This window comes from Streptomyces sp. NBC_00322 (assembly GCF_036147535.1).
Taxonomy (GTDB): domain Bacteria; phylum Actinomycetota; class Actinomycetes; order Streptomycetales; family Streptomycetaceae; genus Streptomyces.
Window position 1 is genome coordinate 8,297,097 of sequence record NZ_CP108019.1, and the last position, 16,979, is coordinate 8,314,075.

A 16,979-nucleotide genomic window follows, 5' to 3' on the forward strand; every position below is an offset into this window, starting at 1 on the left:
AAGTAGCGTCGTCCGCCCGGCAGGCAGACGGGACTTTGAAGACACGACCTAGGGGCACACGCGCGTCACAGGGTCCCGGGAGGAGCTGTTCGCGGTTCCCCCGGGACCCTTCGATCTCTGGACCGGTTCCGGCCGCCGACGACTCCATGGTCGTAAGGCTTTCCGCTGGGCAGAACCTAGGGTTCGGAAGTCCAGTACTGCCCGGGACTGGTCCCGCCGTCATCGGTCGACGAGTCCGTGAACACGGCCAGACCGAAGCCCATCGCGGCGAAGAAGAGGCCCACGGACGTGAAGACGACGAGCACCCCGACGGCGAGGCACGAGGCGACTCCCAGCCCGGGCGGAGCCCCGGCCGGCACCGCCCGCTCGGGTCGCTGCGGCAGATACCGCACGGGCACGATGTCCCCGGCCACATAAGGCTGTTGCGAGGCGATCTCGGCCCGCACATCCCGCCCGTCCGACGTCCGGAACCCGAGGATCAGCCGCCGCTGGCTGTGCCCAGGCCCGTCCGAGGAACGGCGGTGCACAACGAACGTGTCCAGACACTGAGCCTCGGCCACCAGTCCTTCGCGCAGGGTCCGCTTGTACTCCGAAGCCCTTCGCACCATCCAGGTGAGCATCCCGATCCCGAAGGCGGCAAACAGTAGCCCGAACGCCCCGAATACAAGCCCGAACGCCCCACCCACTGCAGACATCTCGCATCTCCCCACTGACGGGCCGGCCCCGCAACCCCGCAGGCTGAGCCGACGACGCCTGTGAAGATGGACAGCGGGGGAGCAGCGGTTCCCGTCCTTCGGGGCCGGAGTGACGAACGGCCTGAGAGATCGCGCCGACAGGTCAGGGGCATCGGCTGGGTCGGGTTCCCAGCGGTCGCTGGTCCAGGCTTGGGCCAAGGAGGCCGACGCGTACTCGCAAGCCCTGATCTGCTGTCTACTTGGCCAGCAACGCCGCAAGGCGGGTGGCGGTCTGCTCGCCCGCACGCTGCTTGATCAAGCCTTCCTTGGCAGCCGCACGAAGCCTGACCTCCGAGTTGGTCTCCCCGCCGTAGGTCACCAGCGCAGTGACCAGGACAGGGTTCATGCCGCCAAACCCGCCGCGGGCGAGAACACGGATCGTCTGTTGGCCTGGGCCAGGTTCAACCGGCACGGGATGGACTGTTCGTCCCACTCGTCCGAGCACTTGACCGACGTGCTCGACGGCCTCTTCGAATGGCAACGGGACGGCCAGGTCGATCTCGTGAACGTTCTTCCTCATCAGCTTGGCCACGATCCTGGTCAAGCGACCGCCATCCCCAGCAAACGCAGCCAGAGTAGCAAGTTCCTCGGCCAGGATCTCATCCTCACTCTGGTGCACGCGCCCTCCACCCCGTTGCTTCCTGTCTGCGCTCTTCATGAAATCAGTGTTGTCACTGCGTGCGGCGGAGAAAAGCCTCGACCAGTCGGTCGGTGAAGTCCGGGCCGATCGGCTCGTCCGTTACCAGGACGCGGTAGTAGAGGGGCCCTACGAGCTGGTCGGTCTCGGCCGCCAGGTCGAGGTCGGCGGGCAGCTGGCCCCGTCGTACGGCGCGTTCCAGAGGCAGCCGGTCGCGGCGCCGCTGCTCGTCGAGGTACCTGGCCCGGAAGTCCTCTGCGAACGCCGGATCGTGCTGAGCCTGTGCGATCAGGGCCTTGAAGACGGCCCCGGAGTCGGACTGGCTGAGGAAACAGGCCAGTTGACGCAGATGGGCGCGTAGGTCGAGGGCGATGTCGCCGTTGTCGGGCGGGATCAGCTCCTCGGTCATGTCCTGCAGGAAGGCGTCGACGAGGACGTCGGTCTTGGTGTTCCACCAGCGGTAGATGGTCTGCTTGGCGACACCGGCTCTTGCCGCGATGCCCTCCATGGTGATGCCCGCGAAGCCCTTCTCGGCGAGCAGGTCGTCGGCCGCCTCCAGGATCGCCTGCCGGGCCTTTTCGCTGCGCCCGTGCCGGTTGCCGTGGTGAGCCCGCCCTGGCTGGCTGGTGGAGCTGTCCTCGGTGGTTCCTGTTGCGGGTCCCATGTCGCCTCCCTGGATTCAGGTTAGCGACTCTAGATTCAACGCAACGGTGCGTCTACTCTAGCGTCCATGACGATCACTCACACGCTCGCCGACCCCCGGGTCGAGGTCGCCCTCAGCAGGATGTTCGCCCAAGCCGCGCACGACGAAGCCACCGCGGCGCGCGTGCAGGCGCAGCGGCCCGGCGGCTTCGGAACGCCGCAGGAACACGCCGACGCCGCGGCGGAGATCTACATGCCGATCTCCGCCGCCGGCGGGCAGTTGCTCTACAACCTGGTCCGGGCTGTCCGACCGGCCACCGTCATCGAGTTCGGCACGTCCTTCGGGATCTCCACGCTGCACTTGGCTGCCGCCGTGCGGGACAACGGCACCGGACGCGTCATCACCACGGAGTTGAGCAGGGACAAAATCGCCGCAGCCCGCCGCACCTTCGCCGAGACCGGTCTGGACGACGTGATCACCGTGCTGGAGGGAGACGCCCGCGAGACTCTCAGCGGCATCGACGGCTCCGCGGACTTCGTCCTGCTCGACGGCTGGAAGGACTTGTGCCTGCCCGTACTACGCCTGCTCGAACCACAGATGAAGCCCGGCACCCTCGTCGTCGCCGATGACGTCGACCTGAGCAGCCTGCAGCCCTATCTCGACTATGTACGCTCCCCGGCGAACGGCTACCAGAGCGTGACCTTCCCCGTAGAGGACGGCATGGAGATCAGCTGCCGCCTCTGACGGCATACATCGACCCAACGTGTCTACCGGGCTGGTCGGTGCGGCTCACGTGACGCACCTTCATGCCCTGACTTGAACGAGGGCGTGTGTGCCGCTGGTACGCCAGGCGCTGCCTGTTGCCTCCAGCTCCGTCAGCGTGTTCGGGGCGAGGCCGGTGATGACGTCGGACTTCAGCGTCCGTAGAGCGGCGACCGGTCCGGAAAAGTACGCGGTGACCTCTGAAAAGAGAGAGGTGGCAGGCCAGTGGCGGTCGCCGACGAGTCGGCGGTAGTTCAGATCGCCCTTCATGACGGTCAACGTGGCAGAGGCGAAGTCCTCCCGGAGCTCGACCGGCATGTCCATGTACGGGAGCGGAGCGCACGCGAAGGGATGGGCGCGCAGGACGAGACGTCCGTCGGTCACCGCCTGCCGCAGCCGCTCACCGATCTGCGCGGCTCGTCCGGAAGCCGCGGACATACGTGCCAGGCAGTCGAGCACGTCGGACGTGGTCGCGTCGGAGACGTAGTACGGATACGGCTTGATGTGCAGGCTCACGGACGAGGCGCGGTCCGTGGTGAGCAGATGGTCGGCGAGCACCAGATCGGGCAGCAGCTCCGGCCCGGCATTGTCGGCGACCAGGCATACCTTGCCTGGTCGTCCGCTCTCCAGCAGCTCCCAGAGCGTCGCCGTGTCGTCGACGACGAGCCCTGTGACGCGCTCGCCCAGACCGGACTTGCCGGTCGACAGTTGGAAACCGAGGTCGGCCCTGTTCCCCCACAAGGACGCGCGCAGTAGTGCGGTGTCCTGCTGTGGTCTCGGAAGGCGGGGAGTCTCGTCCAGGGCAGTGAGCTCCGAATCGACGGTCGCACCCATGAGTTCGGCGCGTTTGAAGGGTGCGAACGGGTCGATGCCCTGCCACGGTCCCGGAGCGAAGTAGCCCAGCGCGGTCAGCAGCTTCCGGTAGAAGTAGCTCTCCGCCCACAGGAACGGCACGTCTGCCCAGCGGCGCCCGATGTGGCCCTCGCCCCACTGCCGCCACGGAGCGGTATCCGGTTCGGCGTCGTCGAGAGCCTCGATGTCGCCGCCCTCGGCGATCTCGCGCAGCAGGGCATCCAGTGCGTGTTGCGCTTCAACGGGATAGGCGGTCCCCTTGCGTACGCGCTCGATCAGGGCGGGGTGCCGCTCATGCAGTACACCCCAGGCGAAGGAGCCCACGATGTTGCTGACGACGACGGGGGCGTCGCCCGCGTCGGCGGGGTGTGGCTGCGACATGCTCGACGGACCCTTCTGCGGATGGCTCGGACGGTGCGGACGCACACGCGAGCGGCGTCACCGTAACGCCGTGCTCGTTCGGAGGACGACTCTCACGGTGGGTGTGCCGTCACCCGCTTTGCGTCGACCGGTCCAGCGGCTGCGTCACTTCGGCCGCTTTCGACAGCTGGCCGAAGCCGAGGACGAACGTGCTGTCGTTGAGGATGTTCATCGCGAGGCGTCGGCCAGGGCTTTCGAGGGACCTCACCGACGCGCGCAACAGGACCGGTCGTGATGCACTGGATGAGTAGGACATTGCATCATCCCTGAGAGATGCATGAGGAATGAGTGGACGAAGTGGCTGCAACGGTCCCTTCGGGACCCCTTGCTGTGGTCGCTGTGCACCGCCTCCACCGGAGCGGAGATACTCATGACCGGCGTCGTAGGCAAGACCAGGAACATTTTTCTGGTATGGCTCGTCTGGCCATTGATCACGTTGGGCATCTATCACCTGGTCTGGTACTTCAAGGTGAACCGGGAAGCTCATGACTTCGATGAGCGTATTGAGGTCAAGCCAGGTATGGCTGTTCTGGCCATCACCCTGGGTTGGGTGGTGATCGTGCCCCCGTTCGTGTCGATTTACAACACGGGTGAGCGAATCGCGCGAATGCAACGTACAGCCGGGATGCAACCCACCTGTAATCCGTGGATCGGGGTCATTCTCATATTTGTCTTCGGCCTGTACCCGCTGTACTACCAGCAAGAAATGAACCGCATCTGGGCCCAGTACGAGCACCTCGAAGAGGGCGAGCGCGTCCCCTTGGCCGTCTGACACGACCCGGCGGTGATTGGCCGGGGATCTACTGTCAGGACTGTGTGCGGATCCACCTCATGGGTCGAATCCCAACTCGGGGGCGACCTCGCCGTCGGCGATGCAAGTAGCCAGGTCCGACAGACCACTTGGCGAGCTGCCGGCGGCGAAGCCGTCCCACGGGTCGAGGGCGTCGCTGCGGGGTCTGCGACCGCTTGTCAGTCGGGCAGGTGCGGGTACTGAGCCGAACGGTGCTGGAACGCCAGGATGCTGGGGTTCTGGATGACACCGTCGCGGATCTCGATGGCGCGGCGGATGGTCTCGTTAGACTCCCAGGTGCTGGGTCCGGTGAGCACGGCTCGCAGGAAGGGGAGCAGTGCCTCGCTGTTCTCCCAGGTCGCGGAGTTCCACAGGTAGGACGGGCTGTGGTCGACGCCGTAGTAGAGGATGTTCTCGCCGACCACGAACGTCGGCTCGATGAACGATGTCGGCCGCGCCCAGCTGAAGCCCATGCCCTCGTCGCAGGAGACATCGATGATGAGGGTGCCCGGTGCGAGCAGACCGAGGTCGTCGTCGCTGAGGAACATCAGCGGCGCCGCGGTGTCCTGCAGTACGCAGTTGACGATGATGTCGTGTTCGGCGAGGAATCCGGCCAGTGGTACTCGGCCGGCGTCGGAGTGGACGTAACTGAGGGTGGGGTCGGCTTCGTCACGGTCGAACTGGATGATTCGCGCGGAATGGATCGGCGAGCTGACGGCTGTGACTCCACGTTGGGTGAGGACGTCGACATCGTGCACGCCCAGGGCGCTCAGAGCTGTCACGGCTCCGCGGGCGGTCGCGCCGAAGCCGAGCACGGCCGCTCGAAGCCGACGGCCGTAGTCGCCCGTCGAACCGTTGATCTGCAAGGCGTGAAGTACGGAGGAGTAGCCGGCCAGCTCGTTGTTCTTGTGGAAGACGTGCAGGTTGAACGAGCCGTCGTTGGTCCAGTGGTTCATCGCCTCGAAGGCGATCAACGTCAGCTTCCGGTCGATCGCCAGCTGAGTGAGCCTTTCGTCCTGGACGCAATGCGGCCAACCCCAGAGGACCTGTCCATCGCGCAGTTCCTCGAGATCTGCCCGCAGCGGTTTGGCCAGCAGGACGACATCGCACTCAGTGATGAGCTGCTCACGGGAGCGGAACCCGGCGACGAGGGGCGCCAGCTGCTCGTCGGGGATGCCGAAGCGCTCCCCGTACCCGCGCTCAAGGAAAATACGTTCCCGGAGGTCCGGGTCGATCCGGTCGAAGTGTGAGGGGTGAATCGGCAGTCGACGCTCGTTCTCTTTGCGCGACTGTGCCATCACTCCGAGAGTGAGAAGGTGCACGTGAACCCCTTTGAGTGATGCTGTCCAGCATAGATCGCCACGTTCACAAACGGGTGATCATGGCAAGGGAGCTGCTCGCAAGCCGAAGCGGTCCGATGGATGCCCCGCGCGGCGAGGATCCGTCAACGACGCCCGGACTCCGGTCATGGGGCGGACCGTTGGCAGCGTCGAGCGCAGCGCCGCGCGATCGCAGCCTCGTAGCGTAAGGGTCCTGATCTGCCCCCGATTATCGTCGGGGCCGGGTCAGGAACTCCGCGATGAGCTGCCCCCATGTACGGATATCGGCGCGCGTCCGGGACACGTGCAGGTCGGCGTGTGGCAGCGAATGGGCCAGCGTTTCCGCGGTCGACAAGGGGTGGCCGGGGTCGTCCGCCCAGGCCAGGATCAAGGCCGGCTGGCGCAGCGCGGCGATCGCCGTGGGGGAGGGCAGGTCGGACAGCGCCAGGCCGCGCAGGATGGACGGCAGTAGACGCTCGGTGGGTGTCGGCGGGAATTCGGGAACATCGGCTACGACTGCGGGGCGAGGCTGTTGTGCCTTGGCGGTGAGCCAGGCGTCCACTCCCTCTCTTTCGATGGTGTCGGCGGACTCCCGGTTGGCCTGAGCATGTGCCTGGCGAGTCCTCCAGGCGGTGGGTGGGATGAGCAGGACCAGTCGGGAGAACCGGTCGGGCGCATGGACAGCGGCGTGCAGCACGGTGCCGCATCCCATCGACGCGCCCATGGCGGTGACGGGCTCGGTGGTGCCGCCCAGGTGGTCGAGCAGGGCCAGCAGATCGTCGGCAAGCGCGGCATAGGTGTAGTCGGCGTCCACGGGGTCGCCCGTGGATTGCCCGTGCGCCCGGGCGTCGTAGCGGACCAGGCGCTGCCCCGCGTCCAGTGGCGGCGCCCAGTCGAACAGGCCCATCCGGTCCTCGACGGTCTGACTGACGAACCCGCCGTGCGCGTACAGGGCGAGGGGTCCCTCACCGGCGTCGTAGTAGACCAGCTCGGCGCGGCGATGCCAGAAGCGGCCTTCCCTGACCGTGTGCCCTCCCACTGCCCTCATAGCGCGCGCCTCGTCTCGGCCGCGTCAGCGCAGGAGCTTCTTCGGGCGGGACCGGCGAACGGAGCGCCCGTCCGACCACCTCTGGCAGCGGCTCGTCGGGATGGATTGTCGGATGGGGACAGTAGGCGATGTTCCCCCAACCAGGCTGCCGGCCACGCCAGGACTGGTGGTTGATTGATGCGGCACAGCCCTGCCACGGGGCGCCGGGGTACCCCGTACCCTCTCGTTGGTCGGGGCGGCTACGAGGTACGCCGCCCCGTGGGCTCGTCGGGTCATGCCGACCCGGCGGCGAGACGGCTGAGGGCCTTCTCCGATGCGGTGTCCGGTTCCGCGCTGAAGACAAGCACCTGCTGCCCCGGACTGTCCGGGGGCTCCACGTTCTCGAAGGCCAGCTCCATGCACCCCACCACGGGGTGCCGGAAGAGCCGGGTGCCGAAGGCCCTGGCGCGCACAGGCGGTTGGGACCACAGCGCCGCGAACCCGGTGTCGGATTCGGCGAGTTCACCGATCAGGGCGGCCAGCCTGCCGTCCCGGGGATTGTCCGTCGAGGCGAGACGGAGGCGGGCGGCCATCTGGCGGGCTTCGTCCGCCCACTGCGGATACAGCTCGCGGGTGTGCCGGTCGAGGAACAGCATCCTCGACAGGTTCGGGCGGTGGCGTGCGCTGAGAGGGCTGTCCCTGTCGAGGTGGCATGCGAGCAGCGCATGCCCCAGCGGATTCCAGAAGAGGACGTCGTGGCGGTGGTTGAGGGCGACGGCGGGCATGCCCTTCAGTCCCCGCATCAGGTGCCGGACGCCCTGCCCGGTGCATTCGTCGGGTGCCGGTTCGTCCCCCTGCGCGAGCCGGTACATGTGGTCGCGTTCGCCGGCGTTGAGCCGTAACACCCGGGCGATGGCGTCGAGTACGTCGGGCGGGGCGTCGCGGTGACGGCCCTCTTCGAGGCAGATGTAGTGGGTCAGGCCCAGCCCGGCGCGTCTCGCCACATCCTCGCGCCGCAGCCCCGGACTGTGGCGGCGGCTCGAACCAACGGCGGGAGTGGGTTCTTCCGGGGGCATGCGGGCACGCCGGGTGCGCAGGAACTCCCCCAGGTCGGCAGGTACGTCCATGTGAGCAAGTCTCCAACAGCCAGGGAGGTTGGGGGAGGGGTCCAGCCTGCCCCTGTCAGCCCCACCCCGCGAATGGGCACTCACTCCGCGCAATCACAAATTTGACTGACGGTTCAACAATGTCCCGACACTTTCCGGATCTTGCTCTATTTCGCTCTCCCAATTGACCGAACAGTGCGAGACTTTGAGCGCCGACTGGCCGATTATCATCGGACCGTGTGTGCCTGACCCGGATGACCCGTGGCCAGGGCATTTTTGTCGACACCGCGTGGAATCACCCTTCGCGAAACACGGATTTCACACCACAGCAGACAGCAAAGCACGTGCATCACAGGCAAGAGTGACCTACGTCACCATGGCTTCTTTTCGATGTCTGTCCGCCCGCACGGCATGACACGCGCCCCTGTATCACCATGCGGAAGGAGACCAGCCTTGCAGAGGTCCACGGGGGATCGAGGAACAGAGTTGGGGAGATTCCTCCAGTCAGTGCGCAGCAGGCTGCGCCCGGAAGACCTCGGCCTCGCCGGTGACGGCAAGCGCCGCCGGGTGGCCGGACTCAGGCGTGAGGAAGTCGCCCTTCTCGCCGGAGTGAGCGTCAACTACTACACACGGCTGGAGCAGGGACAGAACCGGAACGCCTCACCAGAAGTGCTGGACGCACTTGCCACCGCGCTCAGGCTCAGGCCCGACGAGCGGGCCCACCTGCACGACCTCGTCCGGCCGACCCACGCCACCAAGGCGCCGCGGACGACCGAGCGGGTGCGCCCGGGCCTGGAGCGGATGATTGGCTCCTTCGAGAGCGGGCCCGCCGTGCTCCTCGGGAGACAGACCAAGGTGCTCGCCTGGAATCACCTGGCCCGCATCCTCTTCACCGGATACATCGATCTCACCGGCCGGGACGGCGACGTCGAGCCGCCGAACCTTGCCCGGTTACTGTTCCGCGCCCCCGGTGCGCGACAGCTCTACACCGACTGGGAGTACGAGGCCCAGGACCTGGTCGGCTATCTGCGACTGATGCACGGCCGCTACTCCGGGGATCCCGAACTGACCGACCTCATCACCGAACTCTCCTCGAACAGCCGGGAGTTCGCCGCGATGTGGTCGGAGCACCGGGTCTGGGACAAGTCCCACGGCACCCGTCGGCTCAACCACCCCGAAGTTGGTGCGCTGACGCTCATCTATGAGACGTTCAGGCTTCCCGAGGCTCCTGACCAGGCCATCGTGCTGTACCAGGCCGAGCCCGGATCGCCTTCCGAAGCCACACTTCGCAGGCTTCTGGAGAAGCGGGAGAGGTGAGCGCACCGGGGTCCTGCCCGGACGCCGGACAAGCGCTGTCCCTCGGGAAACCTTCTTGAAGCCTTCTGGAAACGCCGACACGGCGGATACCCGGCCACCGACAGGAGGGCCATCAGGTATCCGCCGTGAGTTCTCGGCACTACGCGGCGAGGAACTTCTCCAGCGCAGTGGCCAGCGCGATGGGGGTCTCCACCATCGGGTAATGGCCCGAGTTGCCCATGACCAGCAACTCGGCGTTCGGGTAGTGCTTCATCCAGGTCTCGTTCATGGCGTCGGCAGTGACCGCCGGATCGTTCTCGCCGACCACCGCCAGCGCGGGCACCTCGGCCCCGGTGATGCGGGCCGAAAAGTCCGTGGAGCGGAAGGAGTCGAGGTAGCCGCGGAAGGCCACCGGGCCCACCTCCTTCATCGACTGCTGCGCCCAGGCGTCCACCCAGGTTGCGGAGAGCCGGTTGCCGGTGGTCATATCGACGATGATCCGCCGGTTCTCCACCTGGTGGGCGGCGTCGGCGAAGAGCGGGAAGTCCGAGTCGGGTATGGGCATTCCGGTGGCCGGCACCGGGCTCAGGCCGATCAGCTTGCGCACCCGCTGGGGCGCCTTGAGGAGTACTTGCTGGATCGGCATGCCGCCCAGCGAGTGGCCGATGAGCGAGAACTCCTGCCAGCCGAGGCTGTCCGCCAGCGCGAGCGCGTCCGACGCGATCTCGTCCGTGCTGTACGTGCCTGCCACATCGAGCGCCTTGCCGAAGCCCCGGGCGTCCATGAACGCATACGTGAACCGGGTCCCGTCCAGATAGGGCCACCAGGCGCGGAACGATTCGAGTCCGCCGAAGATTGAGTGCAGCACGATGACCCGGTGCGGGCCATTGCCGACGACATGGCTGTTGGGGACGTAGCGGCCGTTGCCGGACATGGTTTCCTCCATGGAATCGGTCGGACGGGTGGTGGCTTCCTGAAGGTCGGGAGCCAGGTCGGGGGACGGATCGGGAGCCGTGAAGATCCGGTGCAACTCGCCGTACAGGGCGTCGAGTTCGTCGTGGTGGCCGTGCATGACGATGTGCCCGTCGGGGCGCACCAGGTGGAATCCCGCGCGCCGGCAGCGCAGTTCCCGGTGCGCGCGGCGCAGCAGTTCGGTGCCGCGCCGCCCTCCGCCCGCGGGGCCGGCCCCGGCGTCGATCACCCGGACCTGGCGGTGCCACGGCCGGGCGAGGTGTCGTACCGCCTCGGCGAGCCGGCCGTCATCACCGCCCTTGGCGGGCGGGACGACCACGAGGGCGAACCGCGTGGGGTCGGCTTCGGGCCCCGCGGCGCCCAGGCCGAGGGCCAGGTCCCTCGGGAGCGCGGCGCCCTGCCTGGCGTGACGGCGCAGTGAGGACCTCATGTCGCACCAGTCCGCGGGGACCGGTCGGCGGAGGCTCTGCGTGGTGGCCGGGGCCGTGGGGTAGACCCAGCGGCGGCCGGCCGCGATGGGGACGTAGAACCGCTCGAGGGTCCGGGTGCGGTCCAGCGCGCGCATGGCGGTGTCGCGCAGCGCCACCTGCGTGCTCTTGTTCCACATGGCCGCGCGGGTCTGCAGGTCGGTGTCCCGGACGACGGCGTCGGCCACAGCGGCCCGCTCGGGGGTGTAGCTCTCCAGTAGTGCGGTCCGTGCGTCACCGCGGATGACGGATGCCAGTTTCCAGGCCAGGTTCTGGGCGTCCTGGATACCGGTGTTGAGGCCCTGGCCGCCCATCGGGCTGTGCGCGTGCGCCGCGTCTCCGGCGATGAACACCCGGCCCAGCTGGAAGGAGGCGGCCCGGCGCCGGTGGACCCGGAAGGTGGTGACCCAGTCCGGCTCGATGAGCCGCAGTCCGCCGGGGCCGCGCACGTCCACCAGGCTCTGCATGTCTGCGAGCGTGCCGTTCTCCAGGTCCGCGGGGGCATTGGTGAAGAAGCGGTACAGGCCGTAGGGCTGGGGGACGATCGCCAGTACGCCGATCCGCGACTGGTAGTAGTGGATCTCGTCGGGGTCGAGGGGATTGTTCGCGATCCGGGCGTCGGTGATGAGGAAGCGGTTTTCGTACGTCGCGCCCTCGTACGGGATGCCGAGCTGGTTGCGTACGACGCTCGCCGCCCCGTCCGCGCCGATCACCCAGGGCACGGTGAAGCGCTCGACCGAGCCGTCGGGATGTTCCAGTGTGGCGGTGACCCGTTGGCCGGGTGTGATCCGGCCGCTGAAGTCGAGGCCCTGGAGCCCGAGCAGCCGCACCTCGCGCTCGACAGCGCCACCCAGGCCCTTGAGGCCGGAGATGAGGATCTCCTCGGTGTGCCGCTGCGGAAGGCAGTACGGGGCGAGGTCGTCGGGCATCCGCATCCGGGTGACCGGGCGCCGCTCCGAGTAGTACGTCATCTGCCGCAGCTTCACGGCGACTTCGTCCACCGATCCGGCAAGGCCCAGATCCTGCAGGACATCCAGGGTGCGCGGCCATACGAGCATCGCCTTGGAATGCACACTCGCCTGCGAAGCGGCGTCGACAAGACGCACCCTGATGCCGCGCCGCAGGAGTTCGCACGCCGCGGTCAGACCGGTCGGCCCGGCTCCGACGATGAGCACATCGCAGTCATTCTCGGTGGTCATGGAGAGCCTCCTACGTGCTCGGCCACTGGGGCTGGGGTACTGCTCGGCTTCAGGTGAGGAAGGCCAGCGAAATGGCGTGGCTGTCCTCGTGCATGCGGTAGCGGTCGATCAGCCCGTCGGTCACGCGGAGTTCGAGGGCGAAGTCCGACGCGAAGCTCTTTCCGGTCGCATTCACCTTGTACTGGAAGTGGCCGAGCGCGATGGCGAGCTCGCCTTCCACCACGATCCGGTGAACCTGAAATTTCTCCGGCTCCATGTTCTCGCCGGCCTGCCGGAAGAATTCACGTACCTGCTCGTGGCTCGACCTGCTGCCCATCCAGGGAATGAGATCGGTGTCGCCGGGAGTGAACCAGTCGATCGGCTCGGAAAGCAGTTCTGTCGCACGTTCGAGATCACCGCTGCCGAGCAGCCGGAAGTATTCCTCGACGACGCTTCGTGTGGAGTTTGGCATGCGCCGAAGGTATTCACGTTTCGGCCGGATGAGACAGACCCTGACAGTGGTAGGAACCTGGGCCATATGAGGGCGCGGGTACTGGCTAGGCCTCCGTCGCGACTCGGATGCTCGTTTCCGAATCAGCCGACAGGAATCGAAAGGCCTCCCATGTCAACTGTCAATAGTGCGGACGGGACAAGGCCGGCTCCGGCCACCGAGCCGGCCGCGTCGCCGACCAGCATGACGCGGCGCCAGACGCTGACCCTTGTGCTGCTGCTCGGCGCCCAGTTCACGCTCGCGGTGGACTTCTCGATCATGAATGTCGCGGTTCCGGTCATCGGCCGGGAACTCGACGTCGCCCAGGAAAACCTGCAGTGGATCGCCACGTCCTTCGCCCTCGGCGCGGCCGGCTTCAGCCTCCTCTTCGGCCGTATCGCGGACATGATCGGGGCACGCCGGGTGTTCCTGGCGGGCCTGGCGCTGCTCACGATCGCCTCGCTGCTCGGTGGTCTCGTCGACGCCTCGGGGCCGCTGCTGGCCGCCCGCGTCGCGCAGGGCCTCGCCACTGCGATGGTGACTCCCGCGGGCCTGGCTCTGCTCACCACCTCGTTCCCCGAAGGACCGCTGCGGGAGCGTGCGTTGGGACTCAACGGAGCCATGCTCTCCGCCGGCTTCACCTGTGGCGCCGTCGTCGGCGGTCTGCTCACCGACACGCTGAGCTGGCGCTGGGGCTTCTTCATCAATGTGCCGATCGGCTTGCTGCTGATCGTGGTCACCCCCATGCTCCTCCAGAGCGGCAGCGGACGACGCGGCAGCAAGCTGGACATCCCCGGCGCAATCACGGTGAGCGCCGGTCTCGTCGCCCTCGTCTACGGCATCTCCGCCGCCGGCCAGTACGGCTGGGGTGACACCACCACACTGCTCGCCTTCGGGATCGGTGTGGTGCTGCTCGCGGCCTTCGGGTACATCGAGCTGCACGCCGCCGAACCGCTCGCGCCGCTTCGCGTGTTGAAGCTGCGCAGCGTGACGTGGGGGAACATCGGCGGCTTTGTGACGTTCATCGGGTTCACCGCCATGATCTTCCTGCTCACGCTCTACCTCCAGGAAGTGCTGGGCTACTCGGCGATGACGACAGGTCTCACCTTCGGTGTGCTGGGTGTCGGCGCGTTCCTGGGCGGCGTCACCGCGCCCCGCTGGATCGGTGTCCTCGGCAGCAGCCAGGCGCTTTTGGTGGCCGGCCTGATCGTCCAGGGTGTCACTGTCGGTCTGCTGTTCTTCGCCGGAGCCGAGCGCGGCTGGCTTGTTCCGGTGCTGGTCCTCGCCTTCCTCAGCAGTTATGGCCATGTGGCCGCCATCGTGGGCTTCATGGTCACGGCGACGTCCGGACTGCCGAACGAGCAGCAGGGCCTGGCCACCGGTATCACCACGCTCACCCAGCAGGTCAGCATCACCATCGGGATTCCGATCATGAGTGCCATCGCCACGGCCCGGATCCGCTCCCAGGCGGGCGCACCGATCAGGGAGGCGACGCTCAGCGGGATCAATGTGGCGATCCTCGCGAATGGTCTGCTGATCGTCGCTGTCGCCCTCCTCGTCGGCTTCTTCCTCAAGAAGCGCAGGACAGCCCTGAGCTGACCGGCTACGAGCTGAAGGGCCGGCCGACCGGCCCTTCAGCCGCCGACGTACACCCCCCGCCATGAACACCGCTGTCACCCAGGGGAAATGATGCATCGAGAGAAGAACCACGGGTCGCTCACGCACGCCGGGACCGACGTCCTGATCATCGGCGCCGGGCCGACCGGCCTCATGCTCGGCTGCGAGCTGCGGCGGCGGGGCATCGACTGTGTCGTCGTCGACCGGGAGACCCGGATCGACCGGCGCACCCGCGCGGTGATGGTGCACGCGGCCGGTCTCGAACAGTTCCAAGCGCTGGGCCTGCGCGCGGAGTTGGAGGCGCGGGGCGTCCCCCAGCAGCGGATCTCCTTCCACACGTACCGCGGCGCCACGTACACCGTCGGCTTCGCCGGACTGGACACCGCCTACCCGTACTACCTCAATGTGCCCCAGCCCGAGGCCGAGGCGGTACTGGCCGCCGCGTACCGGGACATGGGCGGTCGGCTGATCCGCGGTCTGCGCTACGAGCGGCACATGGAGGACGCCGACGGAGTCCGGGCCGAGCTGACCGGTGGGGCGGGCACCCGCCTCGTGACGGCGCGCTACCTGGTGGGCGCCGACGGCGCCGGATCCACCGTGCGCGAGCGGCTCGGCGTCGAATTCCCCGGCGTCACCTACCCCATGAGCTACCTCCTTGCCGAGGGCACACCCGCAGTCCCGGTCGACCGCGACGAGTCCGCCATGTACATCGGCCCGGCGGGGGCGGTCTCCCTCCTCCCGCTCCCCGACGGCGATGTCCGCATAGCGGGCCCCGTCTCCGCTGCCCAGCTCGACCGCGATACGACCCTCGAAGTGACCGAGTTCCAGTCGACGGTGGACCGCCTCGGATTCGGCAGCACGCTACGGCTGGCCGACGCGCGCCGCGTCGCCCACTATCAGGTGCACGAGCGGCTCGCCGACCGCTTCCGTACCGGTCGGGCAGCACTCGCCGGGGACGCCGCCCATCTCAACTCCCCGGCCGGCGGCCAGGCCATGAACACCGGCTTCGGCGACGCGGCCGCGCTGGCCTGGCGGCTCGGCCACCTCCTCGATGGCGCGGACCCCGGCCCGGCCGGCCCCGGTCCGCTCGACGACTACGCACGCGAGCGGCGGGCCGTCGCCTCGGATGTCGCCCGCACCACCGGAGTGCTCGGGCTCCTCGACGCCATGCGCGACGCGGTGACCCCGGCCGCGCAGCAGGCCGTGGAGGACGCGCTCTCGGGACTCGCCGAGGCCTGGAGCCAGTTGTACGTCACCTACCCGGCCGCCGCCTCCGATGGCGCAGCTGCCCAGGAGCGGCCGCACCGCGACACCTACCGGCTGCGGCCCGGCGCCCGGGTCCCCGGCCACACCCCGGATCCGCGCCGCTTCACCCTGCTCCTGCCGCCGGGCAGCGAACCCTCGGCCGACGCCTGGGTGACCGGCATCCCGGCAGGCACGCTCAGCGCCGGACAGACGCCCCGCCAGGCCGCGCTGTTGCCGGTCCCCGCCGCCGTACTCGTACGGCCCGACGGTCATGTCGCGACCGTGCTCATCCCGCCGCCCGGCGGCCGCCCGGCAGCAGGCGAACACGCGGAGCACACACGGCAGGCGCACCACCACGACGTCACCAAGGGAGTCGCCGTATGACCACGCCCGTTCTCACGATCACCGGCACCGGCAGCTACCTCCCCGAGACCCGGCTGGACGTCGCCGACGCCGCCGAGCGCTACGAGGGGGAGGCCGACCGTATCCTCTCCACCGGGTACCGCACCGTCTGCGCCGAAGACACCCTCTACCCGGCGGACATGGCGCTCATCGCGGCCCAGCGCGCACTGTCCGCGGCGGGTACCAAACCCGAGGACCTCCAACTGCTGCTCGTGACCGCCATCCACCGGCACGGCCACAAGCGACTCTGGTCACCCGCCTCCTGGCTGCAGTCCCGACTCGGCTGTCCCCAGGCGCTGCCCCTCACCGTCAACCAGGGGTGCAACGCCCAGATGCTGGCACTCGACGTGGCGAGCCGGTTTCTGGCCGGAGGCAGCGGCGGGAGCGCGCTCGTCGTCGCGGCCGACCAGTTCGCCTCCTCGGGCTTCGACCGGTTCATCGCCGACTACGGCATCGTCTACGGCGATGCCGCCGCAGCAGCAGTCCTGACGTCCGGGCCGTCCGGACCGGGATGGCGGGTCCTGCGCACCCGTACGGTCTCCGATCCAGCCCTCGAAGGACTCCACCGCGACAACGCGCCGGGCCCCGAATACCCCGAACTCCTCGACGCGGAGCATGACGTGCGCAGCGCCAAGCGGAGGTTCCTGAGCGAGAACGGCGCGGACCGGCTGCAGCGCTCCACCCGCGCGGCCGTCAACGAGATCGGCCGCGCCCTGCTGCCGGACGGCGACGACCCCCGGCTGAGGCGGGTCGTCTACCCCAACCTGGGGCTGCGCCTGCTCGAGGAGAACTACTTTCCCGAGTTCCCGGGCGGCGAGGCCAAGTCGCTCTGGGACTTCGGGCGGACCGTCGGACACCTGGGAAGCGGCGACCAGATCGCCGGTCTCGACCACCTCGCCGACGAGGAGTTCGCCGCCGGAGACCGGGTCCTGCTGCTCGGCGCAGGGGCCGGATTCACCTGGACAGGAATGCTCCTCGAACACGACTGAACATCCGGACATGGCCTATGGAACACGACCGAA

General features: G+C 68.0%; 15 protein-coding genes. 6 read left to right on the top strand and 9 right to left on the bottom strand.

The features are described 5' to 3' along the window. Positions 1–176: 176 nt before the first annotated feature. The 3 genes from OG905_RS37735 to OG905_RS37745 all read right to left on the bottom strand — a co-directional run bounded on the left by OG905_RS37735 (position 177) and on the right by OG905_RS37745 (position 2,035). Entirely contained in the window at positions 177–695 is a 519-nt protein-coding gene (locus tag OG905_RS37735) for a DUF3592 domain-containing protein (RefSeq protein WP_328681613.1), read from the bottom strand. A 235-nt stretch (positions 696–930) separates the two neighbouring features. Then, positions 931–1,392 (bottom strand): hypothetical protein, encoded by a 462-nt coding sequence (locus OG905_RS37740; protein ID WP_328681614.1) that lies wholly within the window; start codon positions 1,390–1,392, stop codon positions 931–933. A 13-nt stretch (positions 1,393–1,405) separates the two neighbouring features. Next, entirely contained in the window at positions 1,406–2,035 is a 630-nt protein-coding gene (locus OG905_RS37745) for a TetR/AcrR family transcriptional regulator (RefSeq protein WP_328681616.1), read from the bottom strand. A gap of 66 nt (positions 2,036–2,101) precedes the next feature. On the opposite strand from OG905_RS37745, the gene OG905_RS37750 reads away from it, so the two are divergent. Next, complete coding sequence (locus OG905_RS37750) at positions 2,102–2,758, top strand: O-methyltransferase (protein WP_328681618.1); 657 nt, start codon at positions 2,102–2,104, stop codon at positions 2,756–2,758. Between the two features lie 60 nt (positions 2,759–2,818). Here the strand turns inward: OG905_RS37750 and OG905_RS37755 are convergent, their stop codons facing one another. Then, complete coding sequence (locus OG905_RS37755; RefSeq protein ID WP_328681620.1) at positions 2,819–4,009, bottom strand: damage-control phosphatase ARMT1 family protein; 1,191 nt, start codon at positions 4,007–4,009, stop codon at positions 2,819–2,821. A 409-nt stretch (positions 4,010–4,418) separates the two neighbouring features. Between OG905_RS37755 and OG905_RS37760 the strand changes: the two genes are divergently transcribed. Then, positions 4,419–4,820, top strand: coding sequence for a DUF4234 domain-containing protein (locus OG905_RS37760; RefSeq protein ID WP_328681622.1), 402 nt, complete (start codon positions 4,419–4,421; stop codon positions 4,818–4,820). A 197-nt stretch (positions 4,821–5,017) separates the two neighbouring features. Here the strand turns inward: OG905_RS37760 and OG905_RS37765 are convergent, their stop codons facing one another. From OG905_RS37765 to OG905_RS37775, 3 genes are all read right to left on the bottom strand, one after another. Further along, positions 5,018–6,160: a N(5)-(carboxyethyl)ornithine synthase gene (locus OG905_RS37765; protein ID WP_328681624.1), complete on the bottom strand. Its 1,143-nt coding sequence runs from the start codon at positions 6,158–6,160 to the stop codon at positions 5,018–5,020. A gap of 226 nt (positions 6,161–6,386) precedes the next feature. Next, positions 6,387–7,205 carry an alpha/beta fold hydrolase gene (locus tag OG905_RS37770; protein WP_328681625.1) on the bottom strand — a complete coding sequence of 273 codons (819 nt, stop codon included), beginning with the start codon at positions 7,203–7,205 and terminating at the stop codon, positions 6,387–6,389. Positions 7,206–7,477: 272 nt separating this feature from the next. Then, the gene (locus OG905_RS37775) at positions 7,478–8,311 is read right to left on the bottom strand and encodes a helix-turn-helix transcriptional regulator (RefSeq protein ID WP_328681627.1); all 834 of its coding nucleotides are present in this window, start codon (positions 8,309–8,311) and stop codon (positions 7,478–7,480) included. 390 nt (positions 8,312–8,701) lie between these two features. Here OG905_RS37775 and OG905_RS37780 point away from each other — a divergent pair, with 390 nt between their 5' ends. Further along, positions 8,702–9,607, top strand: a complete 906-nt coding sequence (locus tag OG905_RS37780; protein WP_328681630.1) for a helix-turn-helix domain-containing protein — start codon at positions 8,702–8,704, stop codon at positions 9,605–9,607. 139 nt (positions 9,608–9,746) lie between these two features. Here the strand turns inward: OG905_RS37780 and OG905_RS37785 are convergent, their stop codons facing one another. Continuing rightward, positions 9,747–12,224: an alpha/beta fold hydrolase gene (locus OG905_RS37785; protein WP_328681632.1), complete on the bottom strand. Its 2,478-nt coding sequence runs from the start codon at positions 12,222–12,224 to the stop codon at positions 9,747–9,749. A 49-nt stretch (positions 12,225–12,273) separates the two neighbouring features. Continuing rightward, positions 12,274–12,675, bottom strand: coding sequence for a nuclear transport factor 2 family protein (locus OG905_RS37790; protein WP_328681634.1), 402 nt, complete (start codon positions 12,673–12,675; stop codon positions 12,274–12,276). Between the two features lie 222 nt (positions 12,676–12,897). On the opposite strand from OG905_RS37790, the gene OG905_RS37795 reads away from it, so the two are divergent. The 3 genes from OG905_RS37795 (at position 12,898) to OG905_RS37805 (ending at position 16,946) form a co-directional block, all read left to right on the top strand. Continuing rightward, positions 12,898–14,292, top strand: coding sequence for an MFS transporter (locus tag OG905_RS37795; protein ID WP_328681636.1), 1,395 nt, complete (start codon positions 12,898–12,900; stop codon positions 14,290–14,292). Positions 14,293–14,379: 87 nt separating this feature from the next. Further along, positions 14,380–15,939: an FAD-dependent oxidoreductase gene (locus tag OG905_RS37800; protein ID WP_328681637.1), complete on the top strand. Its 1,560-nt coding sequence runs from the start codon at positions 14,380–14,382 to the stop codon at positions 15,937–15,939. Then, positions 15,936–16,946: a ketoacyl-ACP synthase III family protein gene (locus OG905_RS37805; protein WP_328681639.1), complete on the top strand. Its 1,011-nt coding sequence runs from the start codon at positions 15,936–15,938 to the stop codon at positions 16,944–16,946. The genes OG905_RS37800 and OG905_RS37805 overlap by 4 nt, the downstream gene beginning before the upstream one ends. Positions 16,947–16,979: the final 33 nt, after the last annotated feature.